This window comes from Streptomyces sp. Root1310 (assembly GCF_001426425.1).
Taxonomy (GTDB): domain Bacteria; phylum Actinomycetota; class Actinomycetes; order Streptomycetales; family Streptomycetaceae; genus Streptomyces.
Genome location: NZ_LMEQ01000033.1, coordinates 36,264 through 52,069 on the forward strand (window position 1 = coordinate 36,264; position 15,806 = coordinate 52,069).

The 15,806-nt window shown below is 71.3% G+C and carries 19 protein-coding genes and 1 pseudogene; 10 read left to right on the top strand and 10 right to left on the bottom strand.

The features are described 5' to 3' along the window. The first annotated feature begins 196 nt into the window (after window positions 1-196). The 4 genes from ASD48_RS36340 to ASD48_RS36355 all read left to right on the top strand — a co-directional run bounded on the left by ASD48_RS36340 (window position 197) and on the right by ASD48_RS36355 (window position 3,200). Complete coding sequence (locus ASD48_RS36340) at window positions 197-1,687, top strand: DEAD/DEAH box helicase (RefSeq protein ID WP_057606154.1); 1,491 nt, start codon at window positions 197-199, stop codon at window positions 1,685-1,687. Window positions 1,688-1,742: 55 nt separating this feature from the next. Further along, window positions 1,743-2,030: a CBS domain-containing protein gene (locus tag ASD48_RS36345; RefSeq protein WP_057606155.1), complete on the top strand. Its 288-nt coding sequence runs from the start codon at window positions 1,743-1,745 to the stop codon at window positions 2,028-2,030. 6 nt (window positions 2,031-2,036) lie between these two features. Then, the gene (locus tag ASD48_RS36350) at window positions 2,037-2,348 is read left to right on the top strand and encodes an SCO5918 family protein (protein ID WP_057606156.1); all 312 of its coding nucleotides are present in this window, start codon (window positions 2,037-2,039) and stop codon (window positions 2,346-2,348) included. Between the two features lie 507 nt (window positions 2,349-2,855). Next, window positions 2,856-3,200 (top strand): MerR family transcriptional regulator, encoded by a 345-nt coding sequence (locus ASD48_RS36355; RefSeq protein WP_057606157.1) that lies wholly within the window; start codon window positions 2,856-2,858, stop codon window positions 3,198-3,200. Window positions 3,201-3,270: 70 nt separating this feature from the next. Here ASD48_RS36355 and ASD48_RS36360 read toward each other — a convergent pair whose 3' ends face one another. The 6 genes from ASD48_RS36360 to ASD48_RS36385 form a co-directional block, all read right to left on the bottom strand. Next, window positions 3,271-3,621, bottom strand: coding sequence for a hypothetical protein (locus tag ASD48_RS36360; protein WP_057606158.1), 351 nt, complete (start codon window positions 3,619-3,621; stop codon window positions 3,271-3,273). Then, window positions 3,618-3,839, bottom strand: a complete 222-nt coding sequence (locus ASD48_RS36365) for a hypothetical protein (protein WP_057606159.1) — start codon at window positions 3,837-3,839, stop codon at window positions 3,618-3,620. Before ASD48_RS36365 ends, ASD48_RS36360 begins: the two co-directional genes overlap by 4 nt. A 94-nt stretch (window positions 3,840-3,933) precedes the next feature. Continuing rightward, entirely contained in the window at window positions 3,934-5,031 is a 1,098-nt protein-coding gene (locus tag ASD48_RS36370) for a CU044_5270 family protein (RefSeq protein ID WP_057606160.1), read from the bottom strand. Next, window positions 5,028-5,711, bottom strand: coding sequence for a sigma-70 family RNA polymerase sigma factor (locus tag ASD48_RS36375; protein WP_057606161.1), 684 nt, complete (start codon window positions 5,709-5,711; stop codon window positions 5,028-5,030). The genes ASD48_RS36370 and ASD48_RS36375 overlap by 4 nt, the downstream gene beginning before the upstream one ends. 118 nt (window positions 5,712-5,829) lie before the next feature. Then, entirely contained in the window at window positions 5,830-6,507 is a 678-nt protein-coding gene (locus ASD48_RS36380; protein ID WP_057606162.1) for an SRPBCC family protein, read from the bottom strand. 83 nt (window positions 6,508-6,590) lie between these two features. Then, a complete protein-coding gene (locus ASD48_RS36385; protein ID WP_057606163.1) occupies window positions 6,591-7,622 on the bottom strand; it encodes a medium chain dehydrogenase/reductase family protein in 1,032 nt (343 codons plus the stop codon). Between the two features lie 159 nt (window positions 7,623-7,781). Between ASD48_RS36385 and ASD48_RS36390 the strand changes: the two genes are divergently transcribed. Next, window positions 7,782-8,441 carry a TetR/AcrR family transcriptional regulator gene (locus ASD48_RS36390; protein ID WP_057606164.1) on the top strand — a complete coding sequence of 220 codons (660 nt, stop codon included), beginning with the start codon at window positions 7,782-7,784 and terminating at the stop codon, window positions 8,439-8,441. Between the two features lie 70 nt (window positions 8,442-8,511). Next, window positions 8,512-8,976 (top strand): TIGR03618 family F420-dependent PPOX class oxidoreductase, encoded by a 465-nt coding sequence (locus tag ASD48_RS36395; RefSeq protein WP_057606165.1) that lies wholly within the window; start codon window positions 8,512-8,514, stop codon window positions 8,974-8,976. A gap of 141 nt (window positions 8,977-9,117) precedes the next feature. Here ASD48_RS36395 and ASD48_RS36400 read toward each other — a convergent pair whose 3' ends face one another. Beyond that, the gene (locus ASD48_RS36400) at window positions 9,118-10,701 is read right to left on the bottom strand and encodes a carbohydrate-binding protein (protein ID WP_057606166.1); all 1,584 of its coding nucleotides are present in this window, start codon (window positions 10,699-10,701) and stop codon (window positions 9,118-9,120) included. 327 nt (window positions 10,702-11,028) lie between these two features. Continuing rightward, window positions 11,029-11,958: a hypothetical protein gene (locus ASD48_RS36405; protein WP_206780427.1), complete on the bottom strand. Its 930-nt coding sequence runs from the start codon at window positions 11,956-11,958 to the stop codon at window positions 11,029-11,031. Between ASD48_RS36405 and ASD48_RS46260 the strand changes: the two are divergent. Further along, window positions 11,947-12,124, top strand: a pseudogene (locus ASD48_RS46260) (TauD/TfdA family dioxygenase); the annotation flags it as partial. The gene ASD48_RS36405 and the pseudogene ASD48_RS46260 overlap by 12 nt on opposite strands. A 124-nt stretch (window positions 12,125-12,248) precedes the next feature. Continuing rightward, window positions 12,249-12,704: a TerB family tellurite resistance protein gene (locus tag ASD48_RS36410; RefSeq protein ID WP_057606168.1), complete on the top strand. Its 456-nt coding sequence runs from the start codon at window positions 12,249-12,251 to the stop codon at window positions 12,702-12,704. 189 nt (window positions 12,705-12,893) lie between these two features. On the opposite strand, the gene ASD48_RS36415 is transcribed toward ASD48_RS36410, so the two are convergent. Continuing rightward, complete coding sequence (locus ASD48_RS36415) at window positions 12,894-13,256, bottom strand: DUF952 domain-containing protein (protein WP_057606490.1); 363 nt, start codon at window positions 13,254-13,256, stop codon at window positions 12,894-12,896. Between the two features lie 22 nt (window positions 13,257-13,278). After that, window positions 13,279-13,572 (bottom strand): hypothetical protein, encoded by a 294-nt coding sequence (locus ASD48_RS36420; RefSeq protein ID WP_057606169.1) that lies wholly within the window; start codon window positions 13,570-13,572, stop codon window positions 13,279-13,281. 368 nt (window positions 13,573-13,940) lie between these two features. Here ASD48_RS36420 and ASD48_RS36425 point away from each other — a divergent pair, with 368 nt between their 5' ends. Next, window positions 13,941-14,144, top strand: coding sequence for a cold-shock protein (locus tag ASD48_RS36425; RefSeq protein ID WP_020133270.1), 204 nt, complete (start codon window positions 13,941-13,943; stop codon window positions 14,142-14,144). Between the two features lie 131 nt (window positions 14,145-14,275). Further along, window positions 14,276-15,784: a DEAD/DEAH box helicase gene (locus tag ASD48_RS36430; RefSeq protein WP_057606170.1), complete on the top strand. Its 1,509-nt coding sequence runs from the start codon at window positions 14,276-14,278 to the stop codon at window positions 15,782-15,784. The last annotated feature ends 22 nt before the right edge of the window (window positions 15,785-15,806 follow it).

The following is a 15,806-nucleotide window of genomic DNA, read 5'->3' on the forward strand; positions in this document are numbered from 1 at the left end:
ATAATTTCGCAGCTGGGGCCCGCACCTTGGGGTGCGGGCCCCAGCTCGCTGCTTTCACGCGGATAAAACCCGCGGCGCATTTTTCGTCGTCGACCCGATTCGACGCCATCGCCTTTGGCCCGTTCTCGCGATTCTCAGCGCCGCACCAGTGCCGCGGGAATTCCTTGATACGCGCCGACGCATCAAGGAAGGTCCCATGAACTACGCACGCACGCCCACCCGCAGGAACGATCGCTTCGCCGACCACCGCTCCCGGCCCGACCGCTCCGGCGCTCCCCGCCGCGGCAACGACGGCGGACGCCGACGGATCTCGCCCCAGGGCGAGTTCGCGCCGCCGAAGACGATCACTCCGGCGCTGCCCGCCGTCGAGTCGTTCGCCGAGCTGGCCATGCCGGAGGGCCTGCTGGCCGCGCTGGGTCACGAGGGCGTCGCCATACCGTTCCCGATCCAGGCCGCGACCCTGCCGAACTCGCTCGCGGGCCGCGACGTACTCGGCCGCGGCCGCACCGGCTCCGGCAAGACCCTCGCCTTCGGCCTCGCGGTGCTCGCCCGCACGGCGGGCCGACGCGCCGAACCGCGACAGCCGCTCGCGCTGGTCCTCGTACCGACCCGCGAACTCGCCCAGCAGGTCACCGACGCGCTCTCGCCGTACGCCCGCTCCGTCGGGCTGCGGCTGGCCACGGTGGTCGGCGGGATGTCGATCGGCCGCCAGGCCGGCGCGCTGCGCAACGGCGCGGAGGTCGTCGTGGCCACGCCCGGCCGGCTCAAGGACCTGATCGACCGGGGTGCCTGCCGACTGGACGCCGTCGACATCACCGTCCTCGACGAGGCCGACCAGATGGCCGACATGGGCTTCATGCCCCAGGTCACCGCGCTCCTCGACCAGGTGCGGGCGGACGGCCAGCGGATGCTCTTCTCGGCCACCCTGGACCGCAACGTGGACCTGCTGGTCCGCCGCTACCTGGTCGACCCGGTCGTCCACTCCGTCGACCCGGTCGCGGGTGCCGTCACCACGATGGAACACCACGTCCTCCACGTGCACGGCACGGACAAGCAGCAGGCGACCACCGAGATCGCGGCACGCGACGGCCGGGTGATCATGTTCCTGGACACCAAGCACGCGGTCGACCAGCTGACCAAGCACCTCCTGCACAACGGCGTCCGCGCCGCGGCCCTGCACGGTGGCCGGTCCCAGCCGCAGCGCACCCGGACACTGGCCCAGTTCAAGGACGGCCACGTCACGGTGCTGGTGGCGACCAACGTCGCGGCCCGCGGCATCCACGTCGACAATCTCGACCTGGTGGTCAACGTGGATCCGCCGAGCGACCCCAAGGACTACCTGCACCGCGGCGGCCGTACGGCACGCGCCGGCGAGTCCGGCAGCGTCGTCACCCTGGTCACCCCCGACCAGCGGCGCGGCATGAGCCGGCTGATGGTCTCGGCCGGCATCACCCCGCAGATCACCCAGGTCCGCTCGGGTGAGGCGGAGCTCAGCCGCGTCACGGGTGCCCGGACGCCGTCCGGTGTCCCGGTCGTCATCACCGCGCCGGCCGCGGCCACGCCCCGTCGCCGCACCGGGTCGTCCTCGTCGCTCTCGTCGCCGTCCGCCTCCTCACGGTCCGCCTCCTCCCGGGGCCGCCGCGGGCGGCCGAGCCGGAACCGGCCCGCCGTCAATCCGGCGGCCTGATGCCGGACCCGGTTCACGCGGCCGGAAGGCTCCCCCATCTGCGCAGGAGGCACCAGTGACATCGGTTCAGACGCACCCGGTACGGACGCGGCGGCATCACGACGACTCCGGACCGCGGGTCCGTGACGACATGACCGTCGAGGTGGCCCTGTCCGTCATGGCCGGTGCCCAGGTCGATCATCTGATCCTCTGCGACGCCGACGACCAGTGCACGGGCTCGGTCACCCGCGCCCAGCTGGCCGTGCTGCGCGCCGGAGCCACATACACGGACCGGCTCCGCCTGCGAGACGTGCTCGACACTCCGGTCCGGCTCTCTTCGAGGCCCTGCTCCTTCTCTCTGTGAGGCAACATGCGCTGTGTCATCGCCCGGTACCCGTTCGACCTCACCAAGGACGGCGTCATGGACTCGATGAAGGGCATCCCGGCCGAGCCCGTCACGGGTGAGTCCGTGACCATCGGCCGCCGCCGCTACCCCGTCAAGCAGGTGGGGGAGATCATCACCCGCCAGGACCGCCGTGACTTCACCAGCGGCGAGGTCGTCCGGGCCATGGTCCGCCTCGGCTTCACCTGCCACGATCACCCCGCCGAACCCGTGCAGGTCCTGACGCCGCTCCAGAGCGCCTCGGCGCTGCTCGGCGCGCCCGGGACATGGGAAGCCTGACGGGCCGAAAACCCCGGGAAGCACCTGAGAAACCCGGAAGCACCCGGAAGCACAGTGAGGGCCCTGCCGACATACGTCGGCAGGGCCCTCGCGGCGTTGTGGGTGCGCGAGAAGGCGCCGCGCCTCGCCGGCGCCGACGTATCTACACCCTCGGAGATCTGAAATCTACTCTCGCCAGAGTAGACATTGGCATGCGGCTTGGGTAGCGTTTCTCGCGTACGCACGACCAGGCACTGGTCGGTTCAGAGGAAGGACGGAAACGCATACGCCATCAGGATCGCCCGGCCCGAGGAAGACTCCGGGTCCGGGTACCGCAAGACCATGGATGGGAAGGTGGTCCCCGGTCACGCAGCCGCGATCCACGCGCCCCCGCCCCCACACCGGGCCCGGGTAGCGAAAACAGAAGGTCGGCACAGCAGTAAGGCCGGCCGATGGTGTTGAATTTCCCTCGGGGCCCTGGTGCCGTACGGCACCGGGGCCCCTCGACGCGTTGCTCAACGAGGTGAAATGACAGCAGATACCCCGCTCGGTGGTCGTCTGGAAGACGACGACTATCCCGCATACACGATGGGCCGGGCCGCAGAGATGCTCGGCACCACACCGGGCTTCCTCCGCGCCATCGGCGAGGCCCGGCTGATCACGCCGCTGCGCTCGGAGGGCGGACACCGCCGCTACTCCCGCTACCAGCTACGAGTCGCCGCCCGCGCCCGCGAGCTCGTCGACAAGGGCACCCCGATCGAGGCCGCGTGCCGCATCGTCATCCTCGAGGACCAGCTCGAGGAGGCTCAGCGCATCAACGCCGAGTACCGCCGCGCCGCGAACGACACCTCCGACAGCTCGAGCTCCGGCTGAGTTCAGGCTCCAGCTGAGTTCAGGCTCCCGCCGAGTTCAGGCTCCCGCCGAGTTCAGGCTCCGGCTGAGTTCAGGGCGTCGGGTCCGGGCGTCCGCCGCGGCGCGGGGCACGGGCGCACCAGCCGATGACGGTGGCGTTGACCAGCGCGCCGAACACGACGGCGAGGACGAACATCGCGACGCCGTCCGGCAGCACGAGGACCACGAAGCCGGCCGGAGCGGTGGCGAACAGGGGGATGACACCCGCCATGGACTCGTCCGAGCTGTCGAGCGCGGTCACCACGAACGCCCACACCAGCAGGCCCGCGCAGAGTGCCAGGTAGACCAGGGCGAAGACGTCGCCGAGGGCCTGGCCCACACGGTGGAGCAGCCGGTGACGCGGACGTCGTGGGAAGGTACCGCCGGAACCGGTATCGGTCACGGGTGGACTCCTCGGTTGCGCTCGGTTGCGCACCCACCGGCCACGGCCGACCCACCCGGTCGGCGCCGGGCCACCGCCGGGGCGACGACTGCCGCACCGGACGCGTCCGCGGACGGGACCGGCACCAGCGCCGCCGCACGTGACACGTCCGCCGCGATCGCCGCGCAGGCGGCGAGGATGCTCAGCGCCGGGAGCAGCCGGTCGTCGGTTCGGTTCATGGCCGGTCCGGGCCAGGCCGCAGGTGAGCGGGTCCCCCTCCGGCCGGAGGGGGATTTCCTCCTCTTACCTGGGTTGCAGTTCCTCTGTACGGGCTCAGCCGGCCTGGGACGGCGTCTGCTTGATGCCGTCGACGATCGCCCGCTTCAGGATGGCGCTGGTGTAGATGACCGTGCCGGGCTTGATCAGGGCGTCCGTACCGGTGAGGCGCTTCACCTGGACCGAGCGCTCACCGAGGAAGACATGGGTCTTCGCGTCGAAGATCCACTCCTCGCGCAGGCCGCTGGTCTCGTCCAGCCGCGCCACCGCCACCCCGTGCCGGCCCACCGCGTCCACCGCGTCGTTCACGACCACTACACCGGGGATCTTCGCGGCGGCCTTGAACAGCGCCGAGTACAGCTCCGCCGGCGGGTAGCTCTGGGTGAGCAGATCTCCGATGGTGGTGAAGGCCTGCTGGTCCGGGGTGTTCCCCTGGCCCTCGGTCTCCTTGTAGATCTTGGCGAGGAGCTCGTCGGGGTCGGTGGTCAGCTTGGTCAGGTAGTCGTACGACGGGGCGCCCAGGTGCGCCTTCGGGGTGTTGCCCTGCTCGTCGGGGAGGCTCAGGGTCTCGCCCTCGGGGCTGTCGTTGACGGCGGGGTCGATGAGCCAGCCCTTGGTGCCGTCCGGGGACTCCCACAGCTGACGGGTGTGCAGCTGGTGACTGGCCAGGCTGGTCTTGTCCCCGACGGTCTTCAGGAAGGTGTCGGCCGACTTGGACTCGATGTAGACGTACTGACCGGGCTTGACCACCGGGTGGACGTCCTCGGCGGCCGCCAGCGTGATCTGGTCGAGCAGCTGGGGCAGGCCCTTGGTGGTGGCGACGCCGACGGTCGTGGTCAGGGCCGGTCCGGTGGCGACACCGCCGTCCCTGACGCCGTTCCCCCCGGTGTTCGCCACGCCGAAGACGACCACACCGGCCAGTGCGGCGGCCAGCACGGGCAACGCGATCGCCGGGCGCGGCAGCCGCAGCCGCCGGGTGCCGCCCGGGGCTGCCGCCGTCGTGCGCTCTTCCTGTCGCGCTTCGTGGATCTGGGCCATCAGACGCTCCTTGTGGAACTGGTGACGGCCCGACGGCAGGTCACGCGCCGTCCGGGTGAAGAGCTGTGCGCTCTCCTCCCCCTCGGCCGGACTCTGCCGGGACGTGTTCGCGTTCATCGGTTTCCTCCCTGCGCGGGCCGGACCACGTTGGTGTGATCGCCTCTTGTCTGTCGACCGGTGCGGCCGCCTTCCCGATTTCCGCGAACTTTCTCGGAAGTGCGGTCGGGCGCCGGGTGGCGGGCCGGGCGGAGGGCCGGGTGGCGGACCGGTTCGTCCGCGGCGAGCGTCCGCAGCTTCTTCCGGGCCCGGGAGAGACGGGAGGCGACGGTGCCGACCGGGATTCCCAGGGCTTCGGCCGCGGCCTCGTAGTCCAGCCCCTCCCCCATACAGAGCGCCACGACCTCGCGCTCCGGTCTGCGCAGTCCGGCCAGGGCGGTGAGGGCCGTCGCGAGCCGCCGCCGGTCGTCGATCCGGTCGGCGACCTCGTCGGCGTGGTCGGGCACGGACAGTTCGGCGGCCGCGGCGGCGCCGGCCGCCGCCCGGTACCGGCGGTTGCTGCGGTACTGGTTGCGGGCGGTGTTGGTGGCGATGCCCAGCAGCCAGGGCCGCAGGGAGCCGCCCTCCGGGTCGACCCGTTCGCGCAGCCGCCACGCCTCCATGAAGGTCGCGGCCATCACGTCCTCGGCCGTCGACCAGTCGGCGGTCAGCCGGAAGGCATGGTTGTAGACGGCGCGGGCGTAGGCGTCGAACAACTCCGCGAACGCGCTCGACTCCCCGGCCCGTACCCGGGTACGCATATGAGTGCTCACCTCAATGAGCTGTCCGGCACACGACACCGACTTCCCGTGACCTGCGCCACACTCGCCCCACCGGCTCGTACCGGCCCCGGCGTAGAGGTTCGCACGCGGGCGCCCGTCACTTCCGGCGGTGTTCGGCGGTGGTCTTCAGGTCGTGGAGCCAGGCTTCGAGGCCCGCGCCGAGTGCCGCGGTCGCGGTGGGGACGTCGGCTTCGACCTGTGCGCCGGTCCAGGTCTCCTCGGTGTGGACGCGGACGCCGCCCCTGACCTCGGTGAAGGTCCACAGGTGGACGCCCTCGTCGATACGCAGGCCCGGGCCGACCGCGGGTCCGCTCCACAGGACGCAGTCCCCGCTGCGCAGTTGCCGGACGGTGGAGGTGATCTCGAGGGTGGTGGCCGGGGTGGTGGGCGTGGCGGGCGCCGGGGTGGTCCAGCGGAACCGCGAGCCCTTCCCGAGCCGGCCGGTGTCGAGGCGTTCGGCGGACAGGACGGGCTGCTGCCAGGACGGCCAGCGTTCGACATCGGTCTGGAGCTTCCAGACGGTGCTCAGCGGCGCCTTGATCAGCACGTCGGACCGGTAGCGGATCCGGGCGGAGGCGTCCACGCCCTGCCCTCGACACTGGGACGTACGGCTGTGGTGGCCACCGGCCTGGGCGGGGGCGGCCTGGGCGGGGGCGGCCTGGGCTGCCGCGTCCTGGGCGGCCGGAGCGGCAGGGCCGGCGGTGGCGAGGGTGCCGACGACGGCGAGTGCGAGCGGGAGAGCGAACGTCAGCGTCCTGGTCCTGGTGCCGGGCATGAGGATTCCCTTGGTCTGATGGCCTGATGGGCCGGTTGGCGAGGTGTGAGAAGTAGGGCGTGCAGGGGTGCGGGCGCCCGCTCTTACGGGTGGAGGACGACCTTGCCCGCGACCGTTCCGGACTCGGCCAGACGGAGGGCGTCGGCGACGTCGGCGAGCGGGAGCCGGGCGGCGATCCGGGGTGTCACGTCACCGCGCTGGAGGGCGGCGAACAGCTCGGTGAGGTCGGTCCGCAGACGGGTCCGGAAGCGGTTCCTGGCCAGGGCACGGCCGGCCCAGACGTTGAAGAAGTAGGCGCGGCGGCGGTTGGGCAGCGCGTTCCACAGCCACAGCCGGCCGAGCAGCTTCAGCACGGGCCACTGCTTGGACCCCTCGTCGTCCCGGGTGGAGGCGGTGCCGTACGAGACGAGCGTGCCGCCGGGCGCGAGGAGGCGCCAGGAGTCGACGATGCCCCGGCCGCCGACATGGTCGAAGACGGCGTCCACGCCATCGGGGGCGAGTTCGCGGATCCGCGCGGCCAGGTGGGCGGTGCGGTAGTCGACGGGGGTGACTCCCTGTTGCCGCAGGGCGTCGTGGTGGCGGGTGGACGCCGTGCCGATCACCCGCACGCCGGCGGCCCGGGCCAGCTGGACCAGGACCGAGCCGACACCGCCGTTGGCGCCGTGCACGACGATGGTGCCGCCCGCGCGGATCCGTGCCTTGCGGTGCAGCATCTGCCAGGCGGTGATGCCGTTGACCACCAGGGTCTCCGCCTCCGCCGGGTCGATCCCGGCGGGCACCGGCACCACGTCGGCGGCGTCGACGAGGACATGACTGGCCCAGCCGCCGACCTTGAGCAGGGCGGCCACCCGGGTGCCGACCAGGCCGGGTCGGACGCCGTCGCCGGTCGTCAGCACCGTGCCGACCAGGTCGTAGCCCGGGACGAAGGGGAACGGCGGCTGGTCGTAGTAGCGGCCGCGGCGCATCTGCTGCTCGGCGAAGGAGACCCCGGTCGCCTCCATCCGGATCAGCACCTGCCCGGGGCCCGGGGTGGGGACGGCTCCGTGCCGGATCCGCAGCCCTTCCGGCTCGACCTTGCCCGGCAGGACGACCTCGACGAGTCCCTCGGCGTTCATGACAGCCTCCAGTGAGCGTTACCTCTGCTTGCGTTCGTTAGAAGTTGTAACGCAGATCGAAAGGGAGTGTCAATAACCTTCGTGATAGCCTCTAACTAAATCTTGGGCCTGTACTCGGGCAAGCGAGTGCGCGAGCGAGCGGAGAGGTGGCGGCAGGCCATGGCGGAGACCGGTACGACGACCCCGCGCGAGCGCTATCGCGCCCAGGTACGGGCGGAGGTCAAGGAGCGCGCGTGGGAACAGATCGCCACGGCGGGGGCGTCCGCGCTCTCCCTCAACGCGATCGCCAAGCAGATGGGGATGAGCGGACCCGCGCTGTACCGGTACTTCGCCGGCCGTGACGAGCTGATCACCGCGCTCGTCCGGGACGCGTACCGAAGCCTCGCCGACGCCTTCCGCACCACCTCGGCCGCGGGCGGCGGCCTGACCGGACTGGCGCACACGCTGCGCGACTGGGCCCTGGACGATCCCCAGCGGTACTTCCTCGTCTACGGCACGCCCGTCCCGGGCTACCACGCGCCCGACGACGTCACCACGATCGCGTCGGAGATCATGACGGCCCTGCTCGACGCCTGCGCCGACCTGCCCGCCGACGGCCCGCCGACCCCGCTCGGCGCCCACCTCGAAGGCCTCGGCGACCAGTGGACGAGCGGCCACCCCGCCCCACCCGCCGCCCTCCACCGGGCGCTGACCTGCTGGACCCGCCTGCACGGCGTCCTGTCCCTCGAACTGGCGGGCCACTTCGACGGAATGGGCTTCGACCCCGCCCTGCTCTTCACCGCCGAGCTCGACACACTGACCGGCGCGTCGGCGAACTGACCGCGACCCCGATCCACCGGTCCGCGCCGCGCCCTGAAATACCCGCGGGCCCAAGGGAGTTGACCACGGCATGACTCAAGGTCCCGCACCTCGCACGTTGTCCGACGAAGCGCTCTCCGAGCTGCTCGGCCGGCAGCGGTTCGGCACGCTCGCCAGCGTCCGCAGTACCGGTCACCCGCACCTGACCACGATGCTCTACAGCTGGGACGCCGACGCCCGGATCGTGCGGTTCTCGACGACGGCCGACCGCGTCAAGGTCCAGCATCTGCGCCGCGACCCGCACGCCGCCCTGCACGTAACGGGCGACGACGTGTGGTCGTTCGCCGTCGCCGAGGGCGAGGCCGAGGTCTCGGAGGTCACGGCCGTCCCCGGTGACGCGGTCGGACGGGAGCTGCTCGGGATGATCCCGGCGGAGGCGCGGCCCGAGGGTGAGGACGAGGACGCGTTCCTGGAGCAGCAGGTCGCCGAGCGCCGGGTGGTCGTCCGGCTGAAGGTGGACCGGCTGTACGGGACGGCTCTCGACGTCGACGGCTAGTCCCGGCTCGGGCGTGTACGGCCGCATACGACCGCGTATGGCCGTGTACTGCCGTGCTTGACCGCGTATGGCCGTGCACGGCCGTGCTTGACCGTGGACGGGTGCGAGGGGAGGACCCTCGCACCCGTACGCGGCCGCTGGTTACAGCGTCACCTTGGTGCCGCCCAGCGTCACCACCAACTGGCCGTTCGAGGCGAAGGACCAGGCGAGGGCGCCGCCGTAGGAGGAGACGCACCGGGAGCCGTTGGTGCCGGTCCAGAACTGGTTGGTGCCGTCGGCGTCACCGACCGTCTTGTCGTTGGAGCCGCTGACGTTGTACCGGCAGGACGTGTTGGTGCGGAACACCGAGGTCCCCGCGTCCCACGAGTAGTTGCGCTCGGCGTTGTCCACGCTCAGGTTGTTCGACACGGCCATGGAGCCCGGGTTGCTGTTGTACGTGAACCCGTGGTGGCCGTTGCGGTAGGCGATGCTGCGCCGAACGACGTGGTTGACGGCGATGTCGTCGCCGCCGAGCTTGTAGCCGTTGCGGTCGCCGTTGGTGTTCACGGTGCCGTCGGAGAGGGTGCCGTTGCCGTAGGAGAGGGAGTCCTCGACGGTCACCGGGCCGATGGCTCCGGTGTCGGTCTTGGTGTAGAGGTCCCAGCCGTCGTCGATGTTGTGGTGCGAGACGGCGTACCGGAAGACGTTGCCGGTTCCGGTGGTGAGCTTCGCGGCGAAGCCGTCGGCGTCCTCGCCGTCGGAGTCGGCGTTGTCGTGCGACTCGGCGGACAGGATCAGGTTGTCGGAGGGCCACTGCGCGGCGGGCGTGCTGGAGGCGATCCGGCCGAGCTGGAGCCCGGTGTCGTGGTTGTAGCGGGTGACGGTGCGCTCGATGACGTTGTGGCTGCCGCCGACGTAGATCCCGTTGTCCCCGGCGTGCTCGACGACGATTCCGTAGACATGCCAGTACGAGCCGAACAGCTGGAGCCCGCGGTTCGACGAACTCTCGCTCTGAGCCGAGAAGTTGAGGACCGGCGTCTCACCCGGGTAGGCGGACAGGGTGGTCGGCGCACTCGCCGTGCCGCTGCTGGTCGCCGGAACGGTGACCGTCGACGGCTGGGCGTATGTCCCGCCGCGCAGATAGATCGTGCCGCCCGCGGCGACCCGGCCGATCGCCGAGGTGAGGGTGGTCGGTGCCGACTGGGTACCGGCCGCGCCGTCCGTGCCGCTCGGTGAGACGTAGAGCGCACCCCCGGCCGGGGGTGTGGTGCTGTCGGCGGTCGTCGCCTCCAGGTAGTCGACGTTGGGCAGGCCGGCCGCGGTGGTCGGGGTGAGCCGGACGGTGTTGCTGCCCGCGTTGAGGGACACCGTGAGCGTCTTGGTGACCCAGGTCGACCAGGCGGCGGTGGCCTCGAAGGACGGCGTCTGCACGGTCGTGCCGTTGACGGCTAGGGAGGCCGGGCGAGCCGTGCCGGCGCCGTTGGCGAAGCGGACGTTCAGCGTCGCCGTGCCGGCCGTGGCCGCGTTCACGGTGAACTGGGCGTAGCCACTGGTCGCGTTGGTGCCGTTGCAGAATCCGCTGCCGGAGTAACCGGTCCAGTCGGAGTCGATGGTGCCGGTGCACACCGCCGGGGAGGTCTCGGCCTCGTAGCGGGTGGTGGTGGCCGCCTGGGCCGTGGTGCCGGACAGCGCGACGAGCGCTCCTGCCACCAGGCTGACGCAGGCCATGACGGATCTCAGCTGCATGATTCATCTCCAGGAACGGAACGAGTGCGGGTCGGCCGGACCAGAAAGCGCTTTCTCCCGGAAGTTAGGGGCGTGGCGTGAGCGCGTCAAGAGACGCGTACCTGTTCTCTGTTCACATAGGTGGACGGAAGTGGGGTGTGTGCTCGGGTGCGCTCGATCTCCTCAAGGGATCCGTGCAGGAGCGTCACACAGACTGCACACAGTCTTTCGAACGACTCGTTAGCGTTGCCGGCCATCGGACCCCCGCGTAGGAAGACCGCAGATGGACTACTGCTCCACGTGTCGCCGGCATCTCAACGGCGCCCTGGTGTGCCCTGGATGCGGCGCCTACGCTCCGGACATCGCGCCGGTCACGGTCGACCGCGGCATCGCCCCGGCCCGGGTCGCGACGACGACACGGATACGGATGTCGACCCCGGTGCCGGATCCGACACCGCCGCGGCTCACGCTCGCGTCGACGACGTACGCGGACACCACGTCGTCGGCCGCGTCGTCGGCCGTCCCGTCACCCGAGTCCGAGAGCGTGCCGTCCGCGCCGTCCGTTCCCCACGCGCCGCAAGGGCGGGCAGCCCGTCGGCGGCAGTTGGCCCGCTGGAAGAAGAACCAGCGCCGAGCCGTGGTCGCGACGGCCGTCGCCCTCGTCGGAGGCGGTCTGACCTTCGCCGCGCTGGACCGCCAGAGCGGCGACCAGGCGCAGGCGGCCACGGTGCCGGAGACCCCGACCACGGCGGGCGGCGAGGAACCGACCCTGGAGCACAGCCTCCCGACGGTGAGCCGCTCCGGCGCGCACCGGGCCTCGCCCTCGCCCAGCACCCCGGCGTCGACGAACACCCACCCGGACTCGCAGGCCTCCTCCCCCGCCACGGTGCCCTCGGTCCCCCGGCAGCGAACCGGATCCTCGGCCGGCGACGGAACGGCCCCCGCTCCCACCGGCACGGCCGGCACCACGGACACGACCGGCACGGGCGGCACGGGTGGCGCGAGCGGCGCGAGCGGGCAGCTGTCCTCCGCCGCGACCGGCGGCGCGCAGTCGTCGACCTCGGACTCGAACTCCGGCTCGAACTCGGCCTCGAACTCCTCGACTTCGTCGTCCTCGTCGAACTCCTCGTCCTCCTCGTCGAACTCCTCGACGAGCACCGCCCCCGCGGGGACCTCGCCTTCGGACGTCTGCCTGCTGGGCCTGATCTGCCTCGGCTGACCGGTCCGGGGGTGCTCGGCCCCGGTTCGCGGGACCTGGAGCGAAACCGGCCCGAGCATCTCGTGCGCCACCGGTGGCGGCCGGGGGACGTGGCCCTGTGGGAACCGCAGCACGGCCCACTACGCCAACCGCGACCACGGCGACCGGCATCGCGTCATGCACCGCATCACCCTGCGCGGCGACCGGCCCCGGGGCACGGGGGACCAAGAGGCTCAAGGGGTCTGAGAGGTCCGAGGGGTCCGAGGGGTCCGAGGGGCAGGGGAACTTATCGGGGCGGCTGTTAGTTTCTACGTTGCTGTAGATCTTGCGCAGTCGTCTACTCCGCCCCGACCTACCTTCTGGAGTTCTCATGGCCCTGTGGGACCGCATCAAGGAGTCCGCGTCGACGATGCAGACCCAGCTCGTGTCGAAGAAGAACGACCTCAAGAGCGGCGCCTTCCGCGACGCGAGCATGGCGATGTGTGCCCTGGTCGCGGCGGCGGACGGCACCATCGACCCCGCGGAGCGGCGCCGGGTGGCGCAGCTGATCGCCTCCAACGAGGTGCTGCAGAACTTCGACGCCACGGATCTCCAGCGGCGCTTCGACGACAACCTGAACAAGCTGACCGCCGACTTCGACTTCGGCAAGGTCAGCGTGCTCCAGGAGATCGCCAAGGCGAAGAAGAAGCCGGCCGAGGCACGTGCCGTCATCCAGATCGGCATCGTGATCGGCGGCGCCGACGGGGACTTCGACAAGACCGAGCAGGCCGTCGTACGGGAGGCGTGCTTCACCCTCGACCTGCCGCCGCACGAGTTCGACCTCTGAGCGCGCCCTCGCCCGGGACGGCGTGGCCACGCCCGGCAAGGTGAGGCCGCGCGGCCGAACCGGCCCGCCGAACCGTCAGCGCCGATGCCCCTCGGCCGGTGTGCGTCAGCCGATGCCCCTCAGCCGGTGTGCGTCAGTCGATGCCCCTCGGCCGGTGTCCCTCGGCCGATGACTGTCACCCGGTGTCCCTCAGCCGAAGTCCGTCAGGCCGGTCGCCAGGCCGTTCTCGTCCCAGCGGACCTCCAGGACGCGGGTCACGGCGTCCCGGTCGATCGGACCGAACACGTGCGGGAAGCGGGTGCCCTCGGCGACCCCTGGCGGCGGGGCGGGCGCGGCCGCCTCCCATGCGCAGGTCGCGGTGAGCCGGCTCTCGTCGAGCACGAGCGCCAGCAGCGGCCGGGGGCCGGTCCGGTAGAACGCGTTGACGACGGCGAGCGTGGTCGCCTCGTCGGGCGAGCAGTGGACGAACCCGTCCTCCGCCAGCGAGGCCGGCGCATAGGGCCGCTCGGGGGCGGTGTGCCAGTCGTCGAGCGGTACGACGTGATAAATCATCATCCCGTTATACAACGGGCGTTCAGCCGCCCTCGGGGAGCTCGATGATCTCGCCCTTCTCGTCGAGGGTGCGGGTGCTCCAGTAGGTGTCCCACTTGTCGCCGATCTTCTCGGGGACCTTGCCCTCCGGATAGCGGGCCCAGCCCCGCGCCGGCTCCTCGCCGTCCGGCACACAGTCGCTGCCGCCGCTGTCCACCGCCAGCACCGGGTACTCGCCGTCGCCGCAGACCGCCTCCTCGATCCCGAAGGAGCAGCCGGTCAGCGTCGTCACGGCCACGGCGGCCGCCACGGCCGCACCGGCCAGGGCACGGCCCACTCCCACTCGGCTCCTGGTTCTCCGCACGGTCGGCTCCTCTGCGCTGCTCGACGGCCGGCCGGCTCGACGGCCGTACCGGGTGTGCGATCAGCCTGCCGAGCGGCGGGAGTGTTCCTCTTGAGTACGGGTACTCATATGCCTGGGACGACGTCCTCAACACGTCCCGGTGGTGCCCTCTCGCTCCCCGGCCCCGCATCGGGACCTGTGCTACCGTGATAAAAGTGGCAGTTTCGGTTACCAGAGGCTTTTGAGTGCTCTTCGACCTTCCGTCGACGGGCACTCTTTTTGTTTTCGGGGCTTTTCCGATCCTGCCGCACCCGGGTCCGCAAGGTGCGGAGTCCGGGCATTGCCCCATAGGGAGATTCAACATGGCATCTGGCACCGTGAAGTGGTTCAACTCGGAAAAGGGCTTCGGCTTCATCGAGCAGGACGGTGGCGGCGCTGACGTGTTCGCCCACTACTCGAACATCGCCACGTCCGGCTTCCGTGAGCTTCAGGAAGGCCAGAAGGTTACCTTCGACGTCACTCAGGGCCAGAAGGGCCCGCAGGCGGAGAACATCCAGCCCGCCTGAACCGCCTGACGCCGCCTGACGCTGACGCTGACGCGATCGGCTGCGCATCACGCGGACTACGTGGCCGGGGCCCGCACTCCTGAGTGCGGGCCCCGGCCCATGGCATTTTGCCCTTTCGAGGAAGGTATCGGATGAACCGCAACAGCTCCGTCCGCTCCCGTACGGACCGGCGCCAGGGCGCCCCCTCCCGTTCGGCCAAGCCCGGGCGGAGTGGACGCGGGAGTCGTCCCGCCGCGTCCGGCGGTGAATTCGCGCTGCCCGTCACCCTCACCCCGGGACTGCCCGCGGTCGAGTCGTTCGCCGAACTCGACATGCCCGAGCGGCTGCTGACCGCCCTCGGTGCCGAGGGTGTGACCACCCCGTTCCCGATCCAGGCCGCCACGCTGCCGAACTCGCTGGCCGGCCGGGACGTCCTGGGCCGTGGCCGCACGGGTTCCGGCAAGACCCTCGCCTTCGGGCTCGCGCTGCTGGCCCGTACGGCCGGACAGCGGGCCGAGCCCCGGCAGCCGCTGGCCCTGGTCCTCGTCCCCACCCGGGAACTGGCCCAGCAGGTCACCGACGCCCTCACCCCGTACGCCCGCGCGCTGCGGCTGCGGCTCGCCACGGTGGTCGGCGGTCTGTCGATCGGCCGGCAGGCGAGCGCCCTGCGCGGCGGCGCCGAGGTCGTCGTGGCCACGCCCGGCCGCCTCAAGGACCTCATCGACCGCGGCGACTGCCGACTGGACCGGGTCGCCATCACCGTCCTCGACGAGGCCGACCAGATGGCGGACATGGGCTTCATGCCCCAGGTCACCGCGCTGCTCGACCAGGTGCTGCCCGACGGCCAGCGGATGCTGTTCTCGGCCACCCTGGACCGCAACGTCGACCGGCTGGTGCGCAACTACCTGCACGACCCCGTCGTCCACTCGGTCGACCCGTCGGCGGGCGCCGTCACCACGATGGAGCACCACGTGCTGCACGTGGAGGACGAGGACAAGCACGCCACGACGACGGAGATCGCCGCCCGTGACGGCCGCGTGATCATGTTCCTGGACACCAAGCACGCGGCGGACCGGCTGGCCAAGAAGCTGCTGGCGGTCGGGGTGCGCGCCGCGTCCCTGCACGGCGGCAAGTCCCAGAACCAGCGGACCCGGACGCTGGCCCAGTTCAAGGACGGCCACGTCACGGTGCTGGTGGCGACCAACGTCGCGGCCCGCGGCATCCACGTCGACAACCTCGACCTCGTCGTCAACGTCGACCCGCCCGCCGACCACAAGGACTACCTGCACCGCGGCGGCCGTACGGCACGCGCGGGCGAGTCCGGCACCGTCGTCACGCTGGTCCTGCCCCATCAGCGCCGGGAGATGACGCGGCTGATGGCCGACGCCGGCATCACCCCGCAGACCACCCGGGTCCGCTCGGGCGAGACCGAGCTGAGCCGTATCACCGGCGCGCAGGCGCCCTCCGGCGTGCCCGTCGTCCTCGCTCCGCCGGTCACCGAGGAGCGTCCCGCCCGCTCGGCGTCCACCGCGCGCTCGCGCCGTGGCCGTCCCGCGGCCCAGGGCAACGGCCGTCCGACCTCCCAGGGCGGACGACCCACCTCCCAGGGCCGTCGCCGCTCGCCCGCCAAGGGCAACGGCAACACCGCGAACGGCCGCTGAGGCGGGGCCGGGGGCCGGCGGG

Excerpts from the sequence above, each read along its gene's own strand:
- ASD48_RS36340 (WP_057606154.1), top strand. The coding sequence starts at position 197 with ATGAACTACGCACGCACGCCCACCCGCAGGAACGATCGCTTCGCCGAC.
- ASD48_RS36350 (WP_057606156.1), top strand. The coding sequence starts at position 2,037 with ATGCGCTGTGTCATCGCCCGGTACCCGTTCGACCTCACCAAGGACGGC.
- ASD48_RS36355 (WP_057606157.1), top strand. The coding sequence starts at position 2,856 with ATGACAGCAGATACCCCGCTCGGTGGTCGTCTGGAAGACGACGACTAT.
- ASD48_RS36365 (WP_057606159.1), bottom strand. The coding sequence starts at position 3,839 with ATGAACCGAACCGACGACCGGCTGCTCCCGGCGCTGAGCATCCTCGCC.
- ASD48_RS36370 (WP_057606160.1), bottom strand. The coding sequence starts at position 5,031 with ATGAACGCGAACACGTCCCGGCAGAGTCCGGCCGAGGGGGAGGAGAGC.
- ASD48_RS36375 (WP_057606161.1), bottom strand. The coding sequence starts at position 5,711 with ATGCGTACCCGGGTACGGGCCGGGGAGTCGAGCGCGTTCGCGGAGTTG.
- ASD48_RS36380 (WP_057606162.1), bottom strand. The coding sequence starts at position 6,507 with ATGCCCGGCACCAGGACCAGGACGCTGACGTTCGCTCTCCCGCTCGCA.
- ASD48_RS36385 (WP_057606163.1), bottom strand. The coding sequence starts at position 7,622 with ATGAACGCCGAGGGACTCGTCGAGGTCGTCCTGCCGGGCAAGGTCGAG.
- ASD48_RS36390 (WP_057606164.1), top strand. The coding sequence starts at position 7,782 with ATGGCGGAGACCGGTACGACGACCCCGCGCGAGCGCTATCGCGCCCAG.
- ASD48_RS36395 (WP_057606165.1), top strand. The coding sequence starts at position 8,512 with ATGACTCAAGGTCCCGCACCTCGCACGTTGTCCGACGAAGCGCTCTCC.
- ASD48_RS36400 (WP_057606166.1), bottom strand. The coding sequence starts at position 10,701 with ATGCAGCTGAGATCCGTCATGGCCTGCGTCAGCCTGGTGGCAGGAGCG.
- ASD48_RS36405 (WP_206780427.1), bottom strand. The coding sequence starts at position 11,958 with ATGCTCGGGCCGGTTTCGCTCCAGGTCCCGCGAACCGGGGCCGAGCAC.
- ASD48_RS36410 (WP_057606168.1), top strand. The coding sequence starts at position 12,249 with ATGGCCCTGTGGGACCGCATCAAGGAGTCCGCGTCGACGATGCAGACC.
- ASD48_RS36415 (WP_057606490.1), bottom strand. The coding sequence starts at position 13,256 with ATGATTTATCACGTCGTACCGCTCGACGACTGGCACACCGCCCCCGAG.
- ASD48_RS36425 (WP_020133270.1), top strand. The coding sequence starts at position 13,941 with ATGGCATCTGGCACCGTGAAGTGGTTCAACTCGGAAAAGGGCTTCGGC.
- ASD48_RS36430 (WP_057606170.1), top strand. The coding sequence starts at position 14,276 with ATGAACCGCAACAGCTCCGTCCGCTCCCGTACGGACCGGCGCCAGGGC.